This window comes from Streptomyces griseoluteus (assembly GCF_004784465.1).
GTDB lineage: Bacteria > Actinomycetota > Actinomycetes > Streptomycetales > Streptomycetaceae > Streptomyces > Streptomyces griseoluteus.
In genome coordinates, this window is the sequence record NZ_SRRU01000009.1 from 81646 (window position 1) to 100376 (window position 18731).

Annotated in this window: 15 protein-coding genes; 7 read left to right on the top strand and 8 right to left on the bottom strand. The window is 74.1% G+C overall.

Annotated features, from left to right (window positions below):
* The first annotated feature begins 92 nt into the window (after positions 1-92).
* Positions 93-1061, top strand: a complete 969-nt coding sequence (locus E5082_RS23775; RefSeq protein ID WP_135793296.1) for a lysylphosphatidylglycerol synthase domain-containing protein — start codon at positions 93-95, stop codon at positions 1059-1061.
* A 22-nt stretch (positions 1062-1083) separates the two neighbouring features.
* On the opposite strand, the gene E5082_RS23780 is transcribed toward E5082_RS23775, so the two are convergent.
* Positions 1084-1290: a hypothetical protein gene (locus tag E5082_RS23780; protein WP_135793297.1), complete on the bottom strand. Its 207-nt coding sequence runs from the start codon at positions 1288-1290 to the stop codon at positions 1084-1086.
* Positions 1291-1434: 144 nt separating this feature from the next.
* Between E5082_RS23780 and E5082_RS23785 the strand changes: the two genes are divergently transcribed.
* The gene (locus tag E5082_RS23785) at positions 1435-3273 is read left to right on the top strand and encodes a glycoside hydrolase family 15 protein (protein WP_135793298.1); all 1839 of its coding nucleotides are present in this window, start codon (positions 1435-1437) and stop codon (positions 3271-3273) included.
* 1 nt (position 3274) lies between these two features.
* Here the strand turns inward: E5082_RS23785 and E5082_RS23790 are convergent, their stop codons facing one another.
* Positions 3275-3856 (bottom strand): TetR family transcriptional regulator, encoded by a 582-nt coding sequence (locus E5082_RS23790; protein WP_135793299.1) that lies wholly within the window; start codon positions 3854-3856, stop codon positions 3275-3277.
* Positions 3857-3915: 59 nt separating this feature from the next.
* On the opposite strand from E5082_RS23790, the gene E5082_RS23795 reads away from it, so the two are divergent.
* On the top strand, positions 3916-4443 hold the full coding sequence (locus tag E5082_RS23795) for a GNAT family N-acetyltransferase (RefSeq protein WP_135793300.1): 528 nt from the start codon (positions 3916-3918) through the stop codon (positions 4441-4443).
* Here E5082_RS23795 and E5082_RS23800 read toward each other — a convergent pair.
* The 5 genes from E5082_RS23800 to E5082_RS33480 all read right to left on the bottom strand — a co-directional run bounded on the left by E5082_RS23800 (position 4415) and on the right by E5082_RS33480 (position 12442).
* The gene (locus E5082_RS23800; protein WP_229918724.1) at positions 4415-7153 is read right to left on the bottom strand and encodes a SpoIIE family protein phosphatase; all 2739 of its coding nucleotides are present in this window, start codon (positions 7151-7153) and stop codon (positions 4415-4417) included. The genes E5082_RS23795 and E5082_RS23800 overlap by 29 nt on opposite strands.
* Positions 7154-7312: 159 nt before the next feature.
* The gene (locus E5082_RS23805; RefSeq protein ID WP_135793301.1) at positions 7313-7603 is read right to left on the bottom strand and encodes a YkvA family protein; all 291 of its coding nucleotides are present in this window, start codon (positions 7601-7603) and stop codon (positions 7313-7315) included.
* Between the two features lie 78 nt (positions 7604-7681).
* Positions 7682-8854 carry a hypothetical protein gene (locus tag E5082_RS23810; protein WP_135793302.1) on the bottom strand — a complete coding sequence of 391 codons (1173 nt, stop codon included), beginning with the start codon at positions 8852-8854 and terminating at the stop codon, positions 7682-7684.
* A gap of 213 nt (positions 8855-9067) precedes the next feature.
* Positions 9068-10432, bottom strand: coding sequence for an FAD-dependent oxidoreductase (locus tag E5082_RS23815; RefSeq protein WP_135793303.1), 1365 nt, complete (start codon positions 10430-10432; stop codon positions 9068-9070).
* 114 nt (positions 10433-10546) lie between these two features.
* A complete protein-coding gene (locus E5082_RS33480; RefSeq protein ID WP_268255609.1) occupies positions 10547-12442 on the bottom strand; it encodes a C40 family peptidase in 1896 nt (631 codons plus the stop codon).
* Between the two features lie 465 nt (positions 12443-12907).
* Here E5082_RS33480 and E5082_RS23825 point away from each other — a divergent pair, with 465 nt between their 5' ends.
* Positions 12908-14839 carry a DUF1996 domain-containing protein gene (locus tag E5082_RS23825; protein ID WP_135793535.1) on the top strand — a complete coding sequence of 644 codons (1932 nt, stop codon included), beginning with the start codon at positions 12908-12910 and terminating at the stop codon, positions 14837-14839.
* A 37-nt stretch (positions 14840-14876) separates the two neighbouring features.
* On the opposite strand, the gene E5082_RS23830 is transcribed toward E5082_RS23825, so the two are convergent.
* Positions 14877-15518, bottom strand: a complete 642-nt coding sequence (locus tag E5082_RS23830; protein WP_229918725.1) for a class I SAM-dependent methyltransferase — start codon at positions 15516-15518, stop codon at positions 14877-14879.
* Between the two features lie 108 nt (positions 15519-15626).
* Here E5082_RS23830 and E5082_RS33025 point away from each other — a divergent pair, with 108 nt between their 5' ends.
* The 3 genes from E5082_RS33025 to E5082_RS23845 all read left to right on the top strand — a co-directional run bounded on the left by E5082_RS33025 (position 15627) and on the right by E5082_RS23845 (position 18716).
* Positions 15627-16079: a flavodoxin family protein gene (locus tag E5082_RS33025; protein ID WP_229918726.1), complete on the top strand. Its 453-nt coding sequence runs from the start codon at positions 15627-15629 to the stop codon at positions 16077-16079.
* A 212-nt stretch (positions 16080-16291) separates the two neighbouring features.
* Positions 16292-18376, top strand: coding sequence for an acetoacetate decarboxylase family protein (locus E5082_RS23840; protein ID WP_135793306.1), 2085 nt, complete (start codon positions 16292-16294; stop codon positions 18374-18376).
* 22 nt (positions 18377-18398) lie between these two features.
* Complete coding sequence (locus tag E5082_RS23845) at positions 18399-18716, top strand: hypothetical protein (RefSeq protein ID WP_135793307.1); 318 nt, start codon at positions 18399-18401, stop codon at positions 18714-18716.
* Positions 18717-18731 lie beyond the last annotated feature (15 nt).

The following is an 18731-nucleotide window of genomic DNA, read 5'->3' on the forward strand; positions in this document are numbered from 1 at the left end:
GTTCCGCGTTAGTTTGACCTTGGTTTCGCTGTGGCGTCCGGTTTCCCCGGGCGCCGGCGACGGGTGCTTCCGTGGAGGGGGGAGGGGTGCCGATGACGCAGGACGCTCCCGAAGTGCTCCCCGTACCGGCCGGCCGTCCGGCGCCGCGCGTGCGGGGTCTGGTCTGGCAGGTGGGGCTGCTGGTCTGCGTCCTGCTCGTCCTCGCCTACCTCACCCAGCGGTACTGGCCCACCGTGCGCGGCGGGGCGGTGCGGCTCACCGAGGCCGACCAGGGCTGGCTCTCGGTCGGGGCGGTCGCGGCCGTGGGCACCTGGCCGGCGGCCGCGCTCGCCCAGCAGGGGGCCGTCGTGGAGCGGCTGCCCGGCTTACGCCTCGTCGCGGCCCAGTTCGCCGCCTGCGCCGCCAACCATCTGCTGCCCGCCGGGATCGGTGCCGGGGCGGTGAACCTGCGGTTCCTGCTGCGCTGCGGGCTGCCCATGGGCCGCTCCGCCGGTGCCCTCGCCGTCAAGGGCGGGGCCGGGGGCGTGTCGAAGCTGCTGCTGATCGCGCTGCTGGTGCCGTTCTGTCCGGGCCTGCTGCGCGTGCCCGAGGTGCCGCTGGTCTGGCTGACCGGCGTGCTCTGCGCGGCGCTGCTCATCGCGGCGGTCGCCGCCGGGCCGCTGTGGCCGCGCTGCCGCCGGCTGCTGAGCGCGCTGATGGCCGACGTACGGGCCGTGCACGCGCGGCCGCGGCGGGCGGCGGCCCTGTGGGGCGGCTCGCTCGGCTTCGCCGCGCTGCACTGCGCGGTGCTGGTCGCGGTGGGGCGTGCTGTCGCGCTGCCGCTGCCCGCGCCCGAGGTGGCCCTGTTGTACCTCGCCGCCAGCGGCGCCGCCGCCCTGCTGCCCACGCCGGGCGGGCTCGGCTCGCTGGACGCGGCGCTCGTCCTCGCGCTCGCCACGTCCGGCGCCCCCGCCGCCACGGCCGCCTCCGCCGTGCTCGGCTACCGCATGCTGACCGTCTGGCTGCCACTGCCGCCCGGCCTGCTCACCCTCGCCGTCCTCATGCGCCGCAAGGCGCTGTGAAAGGTGTCAAGGGGCGCTCCCGCTAGGGCAGGAGCTTCTCGATCGCCGCCGGGCCCTCCGTCTCCAGCTTGCGGCGGGCCCAGTCCAGGGTCTTCGGGGTGACGTCCCTGCCCGCCGCCATCACCAGGTCCTCCGGGGTGACGTCCCTGGCCGGGGCGGTGTGCAGCAGGGCGTCGGGAGTGCAGTGGTCGTCGATCGACCGCGACTCTTCGGGCGTGGAACTCGACATGATGCCTCCTCCTCCGGATGGGCGCATCCGTGCCGGTGCCGCCGAACGGGGCACACTCTCACCATCGGCCGCCGGGCGCCCACGCGCATCCCGAGCGGCCTACGCTGGACGGGCAGCCGTACACCACCTCGGGAGGCCGCAGCGATGGCCGAGACGCCCTTCCAGCAGGAGACCCGGCAGAGCCGCCGCTATCTGCCGATCGCCGAGCACGGCCTCATCGGGGACCTGCGCAGCGTGGCGCTCGTCGGCAGCAACGGCACCATCGACTGGTACTGCACCCCGTCCTTCGACGCCCCCAGCGTGTTCGCCGCGCTGCTGGACGCCGAGCGCGGGGGCCGGTTCGAGCTGGCGGCCTCCGTCCCGGCGCACACCAAGCAGTTCTACTTCCCCGACACCAACGTGCTGATCACCCGCTTCTTCACCGAGGAGGGCGTCGGCGAGGTGCAGGACTTCATGCCGGTCGGCACGGGTCGCCTGGGCGAGGAGGGCCGGCACCGGCTGATCCGCCGCGTGATCTGCGTACGCGGCACCGTGCCGTTCCGCGCCCTGGTCGCGCCCCGCTTCGGGTACGGCGCCGACCCGCACACCCTGCGCGAGGTGGAGGGCCTGCTGCTGTTCGACGCCGGGGAGCGGGCTCTCGCACTCACCGCCACCGTGGCCATGGAATGCGACGGCCGGGACGCGCGGGCCGAGTTCAAGCTCGGCGAGGGCGAGAGCGCGGTGTTCGCGCTGGACCAGGCGAGCGGCGAGATCGCCCCGCGCGGCTGCGCGCACGCCGAGGCCGAGCACGAGTTCAACGCCACCGTCGCTTACTGGCGCCGCTGGCTCGGGCAGTCCCGCTACCGGGGCCGCTGGCGCGAGATGGTGCACCGCTCCGCCCTCACCCTGAAGCTGCTCACCTACGCCCCCACCGGCGCCATCGTCGCCGCCCCCACCACCAGCCTGCCCGAACAGCTCGGCGGCGAGCGCAACTGGGACTACCGCTACGTCTGGGTCCGCGACGCCGCCTTCGCCGTCTACGCCCTGCTCCGGCTCGGCTTCGCCGGCGAGGCCGAGGCGTTCATGCGCTTCGTCACCACCCACATCAGCCCCGGCGACGGAGCCGTCGAGGGCCCGCTCCAGATCATGTACGGCATCGACGGCCGGGCCGAGCTGCCCGAGAGTGAACTTGCGCACCTGGAGGGCTACTCGGGGTCGGCCCCGGTCCGCGTGGGCAACGCCGCCGCCTCGCAGCTCCAGCTCGACATCTACGGCGCCCTGATCGACTCCATCTACCTCTACGACAAATGGGCCCAGCCCATCTCCAGCGCGCAGTGGGACGACTTGTGCCACCTGGTGAACTGGGTGTGCGACCACTGGGACCAGCCGGACGAGGGGGTGTGGGAGACGCGGGGCGGCCGGAAGAACTTCCTGTACTCCCGGCTGATGTGCTGGGTCGCCATCGAACGCGCCATCCGTCTCGCCAACCGCCGCGGCCTGCCCGCCGACCTGCCCCGCTGGCGCCGTTCCCGCGACGACATCTACCGCCGCATCATGGACCGCGGCTGGTCCGAGCAGCGGGGCGCCTTCACCCAGTGCGAGGACAGCGACGTACTGGACGCGTCCCTGCTGATGATGCCGCTCGCCAAGTTCATCGCGCCGACCGACCCCAAGTGGCTCTCCACCCTCGACGCCCTCACCGAGGACCTGGTCTCCGACTCCCTCGTCTACCGCTACGACCCCGAGGCCAGCCCCGACGGCCTGCGCGGCGACGAGGGCACCTTCTCCATCTGCTCCTTCTGGTACGTCGAGGCCCTGGTCCGGGCCGGCCGCGTCGACGAAGCCCGCCTGGCCTTCGAGAAGATGCTCACCTACGCCAACCATCTCGGCCTCTACGCCGAGGAAATAGGCCGCACCGGCGAACAACAGGGCAACTTCCCCCAGGCGTTCACCCACCTCGCCCTGATCAGCGCCGCCTTCAACCTGGACAAGGCGCTGGGCTGAATCAGCCTTCCGCCGAGGCCAGTTGGCGGTGGACCGCGGCCGTGACGCGCCCGGTGTCGCCCGTCGCGAGCAGGTCCAGCAGCGCGCCCCGCAGCACCGCGAGCACCAGCGTGCGTTCCGCGCGGGCGTCCCCGGTCTCGCGCGACGCGGCGGGCTGCGCGGCCGCGAGCAGCGTCAGCCAGTCCTGCACCGTGGCCCGCGCGAAGCCGCCCCAGGGGCCGTCCGGGTCGGTGAGGGAACGGGCGTAGCTCTCCACCCACAGCGTGAGCAGCCCCCGGTGGGCGTCGTCGGACAGCCAACGCCACAGCTCCAGCGCGACCGGCCGCAGCCCCCGGGGCTCCTCCCGCGCGCCCGTGATCCGCCGCAGCCCGGCCAGCTCGTCGGCCCGCGCCCGGGCGAGCAGGGCGCGGATGAGCCCGTCCTTGCTGCCGAACAGATAGAGCAGCACCCGCGGACTGGATCCGACGGCCTCCGCGAGCGGCCGCAGGGACAGCTCCGCGAGGCCTCCGCGCAGCGCGTAGGCGTACGCGGCCTCCAGCAGTTCCCGGCGGCGGGGAGAGGGGTCTGGCTCGGCGGGACTCACAGCGGCTAGTCTACTGAAACAGTCGTTTCAGTGATGCGGAAGGGTTCCGGGAGGACGCGATGACGGAGCGTACGGCGGTCGTACGGCCCCTGGACCGGCCGGGCGACCTGGGCTGGGTGGTCATGGCCCATGGCGAGTTCTACGACCGCGAGTTCGGCTGGGACACCGACTTCGAGGCGCTGGTCTGCCGGATCGCCGCCGACTACGCCGACGGCAAGGAACCCGGACCGCAGGCGGCCTGGATCGCGGAGGTGGACGGGCGGCGGGCGGGCTGTGTCTTCTGCGTGCGCGCGGACGCCCGGACCGCCAAGCTGCGCCTGCTCCTCGTCGACCCGGCGGCCCGCGGGCTCGGCGTCGGCGCCCGGCTGATCGAGGAGTGCCTGGCCTTCGCCCGCGAGGCCGGATACGAGGCGATCACCCTGTGGACCAACGACGTCCTCGGCTCCGCCCGCCGCCTCTACGAGCGCCACGGCTTCCGGCTCACGGCCGAGGACCGTCACCACAGTTTCGGCCACGACCTGGTCGGCCAGACCTGGCGGCGCTCTCTCCAGCGAGACATCACGGCAGGGGCTGTTCCGCCCAGATGATTTTGCCGGTCGGGGTGTAGCGGGTGCCCCAACGGTCGGAGAGCTGGGCCACGAGGAAGAGGCCGCGGCCGCCCTCGTCCGTGCTGGCGGCGTAGCGGAGGTGCGGGGAGGTGGTGGTGCCGTCCGAGACCTCGCAGATGAGGGACCGGCCGCGCAGCAGACGTACGCCGATGGGGCCACGGCCGTAGCGGATGGCGTTGGTGACCAGCTCGCTGAGGATCAGCTCCGTGGTGAAGGTCAGCTCCTCCAGGTCCCAGTCGGCGAGCTGACGGGTCACCTTGGCGCGGATCTCCGACACGGCCGCCGGATCGGCGGGCACCTCCCACTGGGCGACCTGGTCCTCGCCCAGGACGCGGGTCTCGGCCACGATCAGCGCCACGTCGTCCGTGGGCCGGACCGGCAGCCGGTCCAGGACTGTCCGGCAGGTCTCCTCCGGCGAGGCGCCCCTGGCGTGCCGCAGCGCGTCGCCCAGCAGGTCGAGCCCCTCGTCGATGTCCCGGTCCCGGTCCTCCACCAGCCCGTCGGTGTACAGCACCAGCCGGGTGCCCTCCGGCAGCTCCAGATCGGCCGTCTCGAACGGCAGCCCGCCCAGCCCCAGCGGGGGACCGGCCGGCACGTCCGGGAACTCCACCGTGCCGTCCGGCAGCACCAGGGCGGGCGGCAGGTGCCCGGCCCGCGCGATGGTGCAGCGCCGGGACGCCGGGTCGTACACCGCGTACAGACAGGTCGCGCCGGTGACGGCGGCCGCGCCGTCCTCCGGCGTCTCGTCCTGGTCGAGCCGGGCCACCAGCTCGTCCAGCAGGCCCAGCAGTTCGTCCGGGGGCAGGTCGAGCGAGGAGAAATTGTGCACGGCCGTACGCAGCCGGCCCATCGTCGCCGCCGCGTGCAGCCCGTGCCCGACCACGTCACCGACCACCAGCGCCACCCGCGCGCCCGGCAGCGGCAGCACGTCGAACCAGTCGCCGCCCACCCCGGACTGCGCGGGCAGATACCGGTAGGAGATCTCCAGGGCGTCCTGGGCGGGCAGGGTGCGCGGCAGCAGGCTGCGCTGGAGGGTCACCGCCATGCTGTGCTCGCGGGTGTACCGGCGGGCGTTGTCGATGGACACCGCTGCCCGCGCCACCAGCTCCTCGGCCAGCGCCAGATCCTCGGAGTCGAACGGCTGCGGCTTCTCCGAGCGCCAGAAGTTCGCCACCCCCAGCACCAGATTGCCCGTCCGCAGCGGCACCGTGATCAGCGAGTGGACGCCGTACTCGATGATCTGCTCGGTCCGCTCCAGATCCTGCGCCTGCCAGCCCGGCGCGTCCTTGAGGTCCGGCTCCACCACGGACTGCCCGGTCGCCAGGCTGCGCGCCTGCGGTGAGGTCGGCACGAAACGGATGCGCTCACCCAATGGATACAGCGGCGCGTCCTTGCGGATGCCGCTGAACGCCGCCCGCCGCAGCTCGGTGCCCGGCTTCGGCTCCTCGCCCTTGAGCACCGGCTCGAACAGGTCCACCGTGACGAAGTCCGCGAACCTGGGCACCGCCAGCTCGGCCAGCTCCTCCGCCGTACGGCTCACATCCAGGCTGGTGCCGATCCCCACTCCGGCGTCGTACAGCATGTTCAGCCGCTCGCGGGCCACCTCGGCGCGGCCGGACAGGGCGCGCAGCTCGGTGGAGTCGCGCAGCGTGGTGACGCTGCCGGGCGGGCCGCCGCGCAGATCGGTGGGCCGCTGGTTGATGGCCAGCAGCCGGTCCTTGACCAGATGCACCTCGTCCGTGGCGACCCGTCCCGAGGCGAGCAGCCCGGCCGTCTCGTCGTCCAGGCCGAGGTCCAGCACGCTGCGCATCTCGGCGTCCTCGGGCAGGTCCAGCAGCCGGTGCGCCTCGTCGTTGGCGAGCAGCAGCTTGCCGCCGTCACCCACGATCAGCACACCCTCCCGGACCGCGTGCAGCACCGCGTCGTGGTGCTCGTACATCCGGGTCATCTCATAGGGGCCGAGGCCGTGGGTCTGGCGCAGCAGGCGCCTGCTGACCAGCGCGGTGCCCGCCGTGGCCAGCGCGAGCGCCGCCGCGGCCGCCGCGAGGAGGAGCGGTAGCTGCTGGTCGGCGGCGCCGCCGACGTGCGCGGTGGTGATACCGGCCGAGACCAGGCCCACCACCTTGCCGCCCGAGTCCCGCACCGGGACGACCACCTGGACGAGCGGGCCGATCGTGCCGGTCAGCTCCTCGACCACCGTCCCCCCGCGCAGCGCGGGCCCGATCGTGCCGACGAACTTCTTGCCGATCCGGTCCGGATCGGGATGGGTGTAGCGGATGCCCCGGGTGTTCATCACGACGATGAAGTCGACGTGGGTCGCCTTGCGGGCCGCCTCCGCGCTCGGCTGGAGGATCGCCGTCGGGTCCGGTGTGCGCAGCGCGGCCGCCGTACCGGGGGCGTTGGCGAAGGAACCGGCTGCGGACAGGGAACGGTTGCGGGCCTCCAGGTCGCTGTCGTGCCGTACCTGGAGCACCTGGGCCACCACGGCGGACACGACCAGCAGCAGCACGATCACCACTTGGAGCAGGAACACCTGCCCGGCCACGCTGCGCCCCGTCGCCGCGGCCCGCAGCACGCCGGGCGGACCGCCATCACCGGCACCGCCCGGATGCCGCGCGCCTATGGGTGCGCGCGGGTGCCCGAACGAACGGGGCGCCCGCGAATCGGGTCGGCCGGGCAGTCGCACCATGTGCCCATGTCTACACTGCCGCGCTCCGTCAGGCGAGGCCGTACCCCGAGGTGAAGGGCCCTTCGGCGCCCCGTCCGCGCTCACCTGCGCCGCCTTTCCGCTCACCCGGTCGGTGGAAACCCGTACGGGATCACCCGAACCGCCTCCGGCCACCGAAGCTCAGAAGTCGCCGGGCTTCTCCGGCAGCGGGCGTGTCGCGGCGCGCATGCTGCGCAGGGCGAGCAGGAGGACGCCGATGTCGTCCAGGTACACCGGGTCGGGGAGCAGATCGGTCGGCAGTACCAGATAGAGGACCGCGCCCCAGAACACCCAGCGCGGCCCGGTCGGCAGCCCGGCGTCCCGCAGCGAGCGCCGCGCCCTGACCAGCCGCACCAGCAGGACGATGGCGAACACCAGCACCACCGCCGCCGCGAGGGCCGCGACCACCAGCACGATCGTGGAGTTGTCCATGCGCCCTGTCCCCTCCCGACGCGCGGCCCGCCCGCGCCCTCTTCCTTCTGCCCGCTGTGGCGCCCGACAGCCGTCGGGTCACATCCGGTCGCCGGCCTCGGTCTCGCGCTCCGGGCCGGTCTCAGGGGCGCTGTCAGGGTTTTCGGGCCGCTGCCCCCACGCCGGGAGCCGCAGCCGCTCGAACGTCCGGGTGAGCTGCTGCAACGGCGACTGGTTGCGGGCCGAGGGCCGCTGCTCGGGCAGCACGGGCAGCGGGCTGTCGCGGTACGCGGCCAGCGCCTCGTGGGCCTGCTCGGCGGCCTCGCGGTACAGATCCCGGGACTTCGTCATCGCCTCCAGCGCCTCCCGGTACCGCTCGACCCGGCGCCGCTCCCGCTCCAGCTCCTCCTGCACGGTCATCAGCGTCCAGTTGTCCCGGAGACCGGCCAGCGCCTCACCGAGCCCGCGCGGCCTCGGGCGCGACAGCGCGACGAAGTCCCGCAGGGCCGTGACCAGCTCGGCCGGCTCGGAGCCGTCCAGGAAGACGCTGCGCACGGCGTACGCCTGCCGGTCGTACCCCGCGGGCGCCGGGTCCGGGGGCAGCAGTACCGCACCGCCGCGCGGCACCTCCACCCCGAGGTCCTTCAGCGCCCAGTTGACCGCCCGGAACTGCTGGGGAGTGGCCCGGTGCTCGATCACCCGGTGCCGCAGCCCCGGCGGCAGCAGCCTGGCCAGCGGCAGCCTGCCGCGCTCGTCCGGGGTCATCGCCTCGTGGACGACCAGATTGACGCACCACGCCTCACGGGCCGAGTCCCGCAGTCGCCTGCGCATCTCCTTGTCGTCCAGCGGCAGCGCGTTGACCTGCCGGAACCTCAGCCCCGGCACGGTCGGGTGGTGGTCCCACTCGCCGTCCTCGGACGCGGAGCCGGACTCGGGCCAGAACAGAGTGGCCGGTGAGGGCCACGCCTCCTCCCACAGCCGCTCGGCCTCCGCGACGAGCGTCCACTCGTGCCCCGGCCGCTCCGGCACGGAGACGAGCGTGAGCCGGGCCCGGACGGTGATCGTGCCCCCGGCGCGCCAGCGCGCCTCGAAGACGCGGTCGGTGGAGCCCTCAGGGACGGGCGGCTCCGAGAAGTCGTCGAGATCCCCACTCGCCCGGCGCTCGCTCAGGGTGCGGCGTACGACGTCCTCGGGGGTGGGACCGGTGTGACGGCCGCGGGCCGCCCAGATCGTCTGCGGGACGGGGGCGCGGTCGGTGGCGGAGTTCGACATGGGCCAATCTGCTGGTGGGGGCCGGTGCGCGTTCCAGTATCACCGGTATGCCCCGCCATCGGGGCGCCGGGTCCCGGGGCGGCGCGTCGCGCGCCGTCGCGTGCGCCAGTGGTGCGCCTCGTGCGCGCCGGGTACGAGAGACCCCGACGAGAGCGGGCGTGCCGGTCTCGTCGGGGTCTCGTCGGCGTTCAGCCGCAGGCGGGCACCGCGGGATCAGGCGCCGCTCTCCCGGAGCATGTCCTCGCGCTCCACGAGCTTCACGCGTTCGCGGCCGTGCGGCTCACCGAGGGCGCGCTCCGCGGCGTCCAGCTTGTACCAGCCGTCCCACGTGGTGAAGCGGACTCCCCGCCCGGACAGGAAGGCGTACACGGCCTCCGGGTCCGGCGCGGACGGCGTGTGCAGCCGGCCGTTGGCGTGGTCGTCCAGCAGGTTGGCCACCGTCTCGTTGGCGTCGCCCTTGGTGTGACCGATCAGACCGACCGGGCCGCGCCTGATCCAGCCCGTGACGTACGTCGACGCCAGGTGGGCGCCGCTCTCCTCGATGACCCGGCCGCCCTTGTCCGGGACGGTGCCCGTCTCCAGGTCCCAGGGCAGCTTGGGCAGCTTCTCCGAGAGGTAGCCGACCGCGCGGTAGACCGCCTGGACATCCCAGTCCTTGAACTCGCCGGTGCCCTTGACGTTGCCGGTGCCGTCCAGCGCGGTGCGCTCGGTGCGCAGGCCGACGACCTTGCCGTTCTCGCCGAGGATCTCCGCCGGGGACTCGAAGAAGTGCAGGAACAGTTTGTGCGGGCGGTCGCCGACGTCGCGGATCGCCCAGTTCTCAAGGGTCTTGGCGACCATGTCGGCCTGCTTGTTGCCGCGCCGGGTCTCTATGGAGCCCGCGTCGTAGTCGATGTCCTCGGGGTCGACGATGACCTCGATGTTGGGGGAGTGGTCCAGCTCGCGCAGCTCCATCGGGCTGAACTTCGCCTGCGCCGGGCCGCGGCGGCCGAAGACGTGGACCTCGAGGGCCTTGTTGGCCTTCAGACCGTCGTAGACGTTCTGCGGGATCTCCGTCGGCAGCAGCTCGTCCGCCGTCTTGGCGAGGATGCGGGCCACGTCCAGGGCGACGTTGCCGACGCCGAGGACGGCGACCTTCTCGGCCTCCAGCGGCCAGGTGCGCGGTACGTCGGGGTGGCCGTCGTACCAGGACACGAAGTCGGCGGCGCCGTAGGAGCCGTCCAGGTCGATGCCGGGGACCGACATGTCGCGGTCGGCCATGGCGCCGGTGGAGAAGATCACCGCGTCGTAGAAGGCACGCAGGTCGTCCAGGTTGATGTCGCGCGGGTAGTCGACATTGCCGAAGAGACGGATCTGCGGCTTGTCGAGCACCTGGTGCAGGGCGGTGATGATGCCCTTGATGCGCGGGTGGTCGGGCGCCACGCCGTAACGGATCAGGCCGAACGGGGCGGGCATCCGCTCGAAGAGGTCGATGGACACGCCCGGATCGGCGGCCGTCTCGGACTTCAGCAGGGCATCGGCGGCGTAGATCCCGGCGGGGCCGGCTCCGACGATGGCTACCCGCAGGGGGCGCGGCATGATCAGGTTCCCTTCGAGCGTGGACAGGCGACTCGAACAGGAAGCCTAAGCTGAGGCAGCCCTAAGTTTGTACACGGGTCCGGTCTATGGGCTCATAAACGGGTTTTATGAGTGTTAGGCGGGCCTGATCACCCGGTGGATCGCGGCCTCCCCGGCGCCGTAGACCGACTCCTCGCGGATGGTCGCGCCCGGCCCCGGCGCGTGGATCATCGTGCCGTTGCCGACGTACAGGCCCACGTGCCGGTCGTCCTCGAAGAAGAGCACCAGGTCACCGGGGAGCGCGGTGGTGAGCGCCACCTCGGTCCCGGCCGCCGCCTGCTCGTGCGCCGCCCTCGGCAGCTCGACCCCGGCCGTGCGCCAGGCGCCCTGGGTGAGGCTGGAGCAGTCGAACGAGTCGGGGCCGGTGGCGCCCCAGACGCAGGGCTTGCCGACCTGAGCGGCGGCGAAGGCGATGGCCTTGGCGGCACGGACGGCGTGGGCGGATTCGGTGGTGGGGCGGGGGGTGAGGGGGGTGGTGGTGAAGGTGCCGGCCCGGGCGGTGGGGGTGGGGGCTTGGGCGGGCGTGGGGGCCGCCAGGGGCGCGGGCTGGAGAGCGGGCGCCGGGGCAGGGGCGGGTGCGGGGATCGCAGGCGGTGTGGCCTGGTAGGCGGGAACCGGTGCGGGTTCGGGGGCTGTTGGGGCGGCCGGGGCCGTGGCCGGGAAGGCGGGCGCCGGGGCCGGGCCCGCGGGCGGTGCGGGCTGGAAGGCGGGGGCCGCCGGGAAAGCGCCCGTCCCGTACGCAGGGGCCGGGGTCTCCTCGGCCGCCGGGGCTACGCCCGGGAACGCGCCCGTCCCGTACGTCGGGGCCGGAGTCGCCTCGGCCACCGGAGGTACCGCCGGGAACGCCCCCGTGTCGTACGTCGGTGCCAGCGAGGCCGCCGCCGGGAACGCGCCGGTGCCGTAGCCGGGCGCGAACGCGCTGGTGTCCACGGCCGGCAGGGTGCCCGTGTCCGTCTGCGGGGCCGGGGCCAGGTAGCTCAGGCCGCCGGTGTCGGTCAGCGAGCCGGGGATCGGGTGGCTCAGACCGCCGGTGTCGCTCAGCGGGCCGGGGATCGGATAGGGCAGCGAGCCGGTGTCGCCGAGCGTCCCCGGCATCGGGTACGCCAGCGGGCCGGTGTCCGTGACGGAGGCCGGTGCCGCCCACTGGCCCGTCGGGGCGGCCGGTGTCTGCGCCGCGCCGGAGCTGGCGATCCCCGGCGCGGCAGTCTGTGCGCCGTCCGCCTGCGGGGTGCCCCATGCCTGCGCCGGGTCGGCGTTCCAGGCGTGGCGGGACAGCAGGTCCTTGGCGGAGGCGAGCTTGCGGCGGTTGCCCGCCTTGAGGTCTGCGGGGGAGCGGCGGCCGGGGGCGGCGGGCTGGACCGGCAGCACTCCAGGGGCACCGCCGGGCGGTGTCGGCGCAGCAGCGGCCGAGAGGCCCGGCATGCCGGAGCCCCCGAGGACCGGTCCACCGACCGGCATGGCGGCGGGAGTCGACTGGGGCGCGCTCACCGGCAGTTGCGCCACCGGCGCGGCCGGCAGCGCCGCCACGGGCGCGGCCGGGGGCAGCGCGGCCGTCGTACCCGCCGCCTCCAGTGCCGGGGCGGACGGCGTGCCGCCGGTCAGCTCGGCCACCGGACGCTGTGAGGAACCCGCGGGCAGGGCGGGCGTCTCGGGCTCGGGGCTGGGCAGGCCCAGCTCGGCGGCGGTCCAAGTGCGTTCCACGGCAGGCCCGTTGTCGGGCATCCGGTCGGCGGGGAGCGCGGCGGGCACGGTCGGTCCGGCCTTGGCGCGGGCCGCGTCGAACCACTGGCGGGTCACGGCGTCGAGCGCGGGATCGGGACGGCTGCCGGAGCGCTTGGCCAGCGGGACGCCCCGCCTGCGGGTGGCGGCGGCCATCGCGCGGGTGGCGTTGTAGTTGCCCGTCGCGTTCTCGGCCCGTGCGTAGAGGGAGTCGATCCGCTGCCGAACCTCTTCGTGACTCTCCGGCGCCATGGGAGACGACTCCTTCCTTGCCCCGCGGGGCAGTTGGGCCGGCGCGCCCGGAAGTCGGTCGAATCTCCCGCACCGGACGCCGCTGCGGGCTCCTGGGGACGGGGAGCCGGGCGGCCTGCGGTCAACCTAGCCAACTTGTGTCACTCGTGTGAAGGTCACCGGGTGGAATGTCCGATACGTATTTGTGATGTTCGCCGCCGTGTTCGGGTGGGCACACTAGGCGCCCACCCGGCCAACTCCCCTGTACGGGTGCGCGCGTGACCTCGTAGGCCTCATCTGGCGCGATTTTTCTGAGAGTTCGCCATGAAATCCGGGCCGGGCTGAACACACCGGCGCCATCCCGCGTATGGGTGTGGGGCGCCACATGCCCCCACCGACCACGACTCGCAGGGGACGATCTTGGAACCGAACAGGCGCAGGCGCCCGACCGGCGCACGACGCGTGACCCTCGCGGCGGTCGCGCTGATGCTCGGCGGCGGCGGCCTCGTCGCGGCGAACGTCTACGCGTCGGCCAGCGAAGGCGGCTGGAGCGGACAGGGCTCCGGCGACGCGGCCGCCGCATCTCTCAGGTCGGCCGGCATGGCCACCATCGACTGCCCCGACGTCGGCGCCCGGCTGACCGACGTACCGGAGGCGGCCCGCGGCGACGTCGACCGTGAACTGGCCCAGCTGGACCAGCAGATCGCGGAGGCGTACCAGCGGCTCCAGCAGTCGGCGGACGCGCTCCGGCAGGACCCCGAGGCCGCCGACGACTCGGTGATGAACCCGCTGAAGGACAAGCGGACCGCGACCCTGGGTCGTATCGCCGACGCCATCGGCCGGGCCGGGAACCGCCCCGACCAGCTCGACGCGCTCGCCCCCTGCACCCTGCGCCCCGCCGAGGCGGCGCCCGGTGGCGAGTCCGCCGCACCCTCCCAGGGCGGGGACCAGAACCAGGGCCAGGGCCAGAATGGCGGCACCGGCCAGGGTGGCAACGGTCCCGTGGCCGCCGACTACGCGGACATCAACTCCGTACAGCCCAACGCCCCCGAGGCGCCCCCCGGCGGCACCTTCCGCACCGAGTGCGGGGTCAACGAGAACGGCCTGTTCAACTCGGACAACGTGATCGTGGCCCCCGGTGTCTCCAACGGCGCCCACCACTTCCACGACTACGTCGGCAACCAGTCCAACACCGCCTTCGCCAGCGACCAGGACCTCGCCAACGCCCGGACGAGCTGCGCCGACCAGGGCGACAAGTCCACGTACTACTGGCCGGTGCTGCGTCTGCAGAACGGCAAGCAGGAGCGGGACGCCGGGGCGCCGGGCGGCGGAACCGAGGGCAACGCGGGTCAGATCGTCACGCCCAAGGAGGTCACCCTGACCTTCGTCGGCAGCCCGAGCGGCAAGGTCACCGAGATGCCGCGGCTGCTGCGCATCATCACCGGTGACGCCAAGGCGTTCGTCAACGGACCCGCCAACGCCAACGCCTCCTGGAGCTGCACCGGGTTCGAGGACCGGCAGCTCAAGGACAAGTACCCGCTGTGCCCGTCGGGGAGCGACGTGGTGCGCAGCTTCCACTTCCAGAGCTGCTGGGACGGCCGCAACGCCGACAGCGCCAACCACCGCACCCACGTGGCCTTCGCCGACGCCCAGGGCAACTGCCCCGAGGGGTTCAAGGCCATCCCGCAGCTCGTCCAGCGGATCGTCTACGACGTGGACGCGCCGAGCCTGAACGACGGCGGTAAGAGCACCCCGCTGTTCGCGGTCGACTCCTTCCCGGAGCAGCAGCACAAGCCGGTCACCGACCACGGCGACTTCATCAACGTCTTCGACGAGGGCCTGATGCGCACGATGGTCGACTGCATCAACTCCGGCCGGAACTGCGGCCCCGGCGACGACGGCAAGGGCGACGACGGCAAGGGCGGGACGGACGAGCCGAGCGAGGAGCCCGGCGGCGGTCAGAACACCGCGGAGCCGAGTGCGACCGCCGAGCCCGAGAAGCCCGCGGAGTCCCAGCCGGCGCAGTCGGAGCAGCCCGGCAGGCCCGAGCAGCCGGCCACGCCCGGCCAGCCCGCCGACACCGCCCCGGCCGAGCAGCCCGCGCAGTCCAGCCCTGTCCAGGCCCCCCGCGTCGACGCCACGACCGCCCCGGCCAACACCACCAAGAACCAGGGCGGCACCGCCAAGCGGGACGAGTCCAGCGCCCCGGCGACCGCCGCCGCGCCCCAGGTCTCCGAGTCCGTCCCGGCGCAGGCCGCCGCCGTCACCACCCCGCCGCCCGCGAACCTGGAGCCGCAGGCCGTGGGCAACGGCGGCCTCGCCGAGACCGGAGCCAACCTGTGGCCCGCGGCCCTCGGCGTGCTGCTGGCCGCCTCCGGCCTGGTGATGCTGCTCCGCGCCCGGCGTCTGCGCTACTGAGCCCCGAGCCCCCGGTTCCCTCGCGGGGACCGGGGGTTCAGTGCGCCGTACGCCGGCAGTACAGGAACAGATGCGGCTCCGGACGGGCGTCGGCGTGGGCGGGCATGAAGGTGGCGTGCGCCTCGGACAGCACGGAGAACCCCGCGTCCGTGACCAGTTGGGCGAAGTCGTCGGGGGAGAAGCTGCTCACCCGTACCGGCTGCCCCATGAACTCGGTCTCCGCGTCGGCCACGTCCACCGGCACCGTGGCCAGCACCGCGAGACCGCCCGGCCGCAGCGCCCGCGCCAGCGAGGTGAGGACGTCCCGCTGTTCGTCGCGGGACATCTGGAGCAGCGAGAAGTACACGCAGACCGCTTCGAACGACCCCTCCGCCAGCTCCAGTTCGCGGATGTCAGCCACCTGGAACTCGGCGTCCGGCACCTGGCGCGTGGCCAGCTCGACCATCACCGGTGACACGTCGACGCCCAGCACCCGGTGTCCGGCCCGCGCGAGGGCCTCGGCGGTGGGCCGGCCGGTGCCGCTGCCCACGTCCAGCACCCGGCTGCCCGGCATCAGGTGGTCCACCAGCCAGCTCAGCGAGGCCAGATGCGGCCCGGAGGCGGCGAACGCCTGCTCGTAGGCGATGCCCAGCGTGTCGAACACCACCGCCGCCGGTGCCCGCTGCTCTTCCTCTGCCAAGACGGCTCCTCTCACGTTCCCTACCGCTGCCCGGCATCGTCGCACCCATACCCGCACTCCGGGCAGCCCTGTTTGCGGACCGAAGCGCCGGCAGGGCAGGGTGCGGGCGTGCCCACCTTGCTGATCATCCACCACACGCCGTCGCCGAACTGCCAGGAACTCTTCGAGGCCGTCGTGTCCGGCGCCACCGCGCCCGAGATCGAGGACGTCCGTGTCGTCCGCCGCGCCGCCCTCGCCGCGACCGCCTCCGACGTGCTGGCCGCCGACGGCTATCTCCTCGGCACCCCGGCCAACCTCGGCTACATGTCCGGCGCCCTCAAGCATTTCTTCGACCAGATCTACTACCCGTGCCTGGACGACACGCGCGGCCGCCCCTTCGGTTACTGGGTGCACGGGGGCAACGACGTGACCGGCGCCGTCCGCGCCATCGAGGCCGTCACCACCGGCCTCGGCTGGCGCCGCGCCGCCGAGCCCGTCACCGTCACCGGCGCGCCCGGCAGGGCCGACACCGAGGCGTGCTGGGAACTCGGCGCCGTCCTCGCGGCGGGCCTGGCCGGCTGACGCCGGGGGTCGCCCGTTCGGCGGCGCCCGCCCACATCCCTCGCGGTCCCGCTCCGCCCGGCGCCGGACCGGAAAGTCGCTGGTCCCTACACCCGGCACCGGCCGGACGAAGGTGCGGGCGCGGGACCCCTGGCCGACGATGGGCACGAGGCCGCGTCCCGCCGGACGCGGTCGCATCCCGTCGTACGTCGACTGAATCGAGGGAGCGTCGGATGCGAGCGGACGGCCACGCACCCGGACGGCCCGCGCCCGGCGGGCAGGACGCCGGCCAGCGCACCACCGAGCAACTCCTGCGCGACGGCGCCCGCGAGGTCGCCGAGGTCGCCGACGGCGTACGCGCCGTCGCCGAACGCACCGCGGACGCGCTGCTCGCCCCACCCCACAAACGCGCCGCCCGCCACCCCCGTACAGGACTCACGGCGCGCTGGGCGCTGCTGCGCGCCCTGACGGACCCGCGCGGCCTGGGCGCCCCGGCCGGGGCCGCGCGCAGAAGAATCGCGCGACTGCTCGGCGCCCGCCGGGGTGGAGAGCCCCTGGCCGCGCTGATGGCCGTCACCTCGCTGCGGCTGCGCGTCGCCGCCGTGCTCGCCGGCCACCCCGAACTGGCCCGCGACCCCGGCATGCGCCGCCTCACCGAGGCCCTCGGCACCAGGGGCGACCGCGAGGCCGTACGCGCCCTGCGCACCCTCTTCCGGGACCCCGGCGCCCAGCGCGCCCTTGCCGCGCTCACCCCCGTGCTGGATGAACTCCTCCGCGTACGCGCCCTGTTGGACGCCGAGCCGCCCGCGCCCGCGGAACCGGAGACCGGCGGGGGCCGGCGCGCCGCCGAGGCCGTCGACCTCACCGACCGGGAGAGGCAGAGCCTCGCCACCGAGGGCTCGCTCCTCGGCTTCCTCCGCAACATCGACATCCTCGCCCCCGAGGGCCGCGTCCTCGTGCAGAACGTGCGCGGCCCCGACGGTGTGGTCCGGTACGTCGTCCAGGCCCCCGGCACCAGTTCCGGCCGCCCCCGGCACGGCTCTCCGCGCGATGTCGTCGGCGCCTGGCGGGAGCAGCTCACCGCCGACTCGCCGTACACCCGCGCGCTGCGGTCCGCGATCGAGGAGCACGGCATCCCGCGCGGCGCCCAACTCGCCCTGATCGGGCACGGCGAGGGCGGTACCGCACTGCTCAACCTGGCGCGGGACGCCGGGTTCTGCCGCGCCTACCGGCTCACCCATGTCATCGCGGTCGGCGCTCCGGACCCCGCCGGACGCCCCGCCGACCCCCGCACCTGGGTCGGCCACGTCATCAACGAGCACGACCTCGTCCCGGCCGCCGCCCCCGCCGCCGCCCACCCGGGCCGGTACGACGCCCGCTACACCGGGCCCACCCGCGCCTTCCCGGAGTCCCACCTGCTGCGCGAGTACATCGGCCATCTGCGCACCGTCGCGCCCGAGGCCCGCGCCCACCTCGACGAGGCCCTCACGCCGTACCGGGGCCCTGTCGTGCGCAGCCAGGCGTACCAGCTCAAGGACCCGGCGCATCCGCCCGAGGGCCACCCCTTCCTCACCCTGCCGACCTCCTCGATACCGACGACCACCGGCCCCGTCGGCGTGCCCGTGCGCTACCAGGACTCGGCCGCCGCCCACCTCTGCTTCCCCGTCCGCACCGAGGCCGTGCGGGCCCTGCTGCCCGACGTGCCCTGGATGCGGCCCAGCGGGATCGGCCGGCGCACCCTCGCCGTGCTCTCACTGTACGAACACCGCTGCTCCACCCTCGGCCCGTACACCGAGATCGCGCTGTCCGTGCCGGTGGACGACCTGTGGCGGCCCCGCCCGGCCGACTTCGCCACCGACCTGCTGCGCCGTGCCGACCTGCGGCGTACCGGCCGCTACGTCCTCTCCCTCGCCGTCACCACCGAGGAGGCCCGCGTGGCCGCGCGCGAGCTGTGGGGCCAGCCCGCGGTACGGGCCGCCGCGGAGGTCCACCTCACCGGCCCCCGGCTCCGGCTCAGCGCGCCCGGACTCGGCATCGCCGTCCTCGGCCGCCTCGGACCCGGCGTGCGCTGCCCGGAGCCGGACTGGGCGCTGTACGGGCGGCGCGGCGACAGCACCGTACGCACCGCCATCCGCACCTCCGGCCGCCCCCGGCTGCACCCAGGGGCCGGGGTGCGGCTGCGGCTGGACACCGCCGCCGCCGAACCCATGGCCGGGCAGCTGCGCAGGCTCGGCATCGACACGGCCCGGCCGCTGTTCGTCGTGGCCTGCCCGCAGTTCATGGTCCACCGCGCCGCGGGCGCCGTCCTGCCGCGCTGAACCTCCGCCACCGGGAGCCGTCATGGTGAGCCACTCCACGCCCGCCCACCCGATCGCCGCCGAACTCCTCGACCGCATAGCCCAGTTGCGCACCGACGCCGACCTGATGGACGACTATGCCCGCCGCCTCCTCGCCACCGCCGCCGCCCTGAACAGCCGGGTCGCCGCCCCGGAGTGGGGCAGACCCACCCTCGCCCGCCAGGCCGCCGCGTGCCGCACGACCGCCCGGCAACTGCGTTTCGTGGCCGAGGCGTTGCTCAGCCAGAGCGGTCCCGGCCGGTCCCGGCCCCGCCGTCGGCCGGCCGCTCCCGCCGTGCTCCCGGCCGCCGGCCGGGAATGAGGCGCCGCGTCAAGG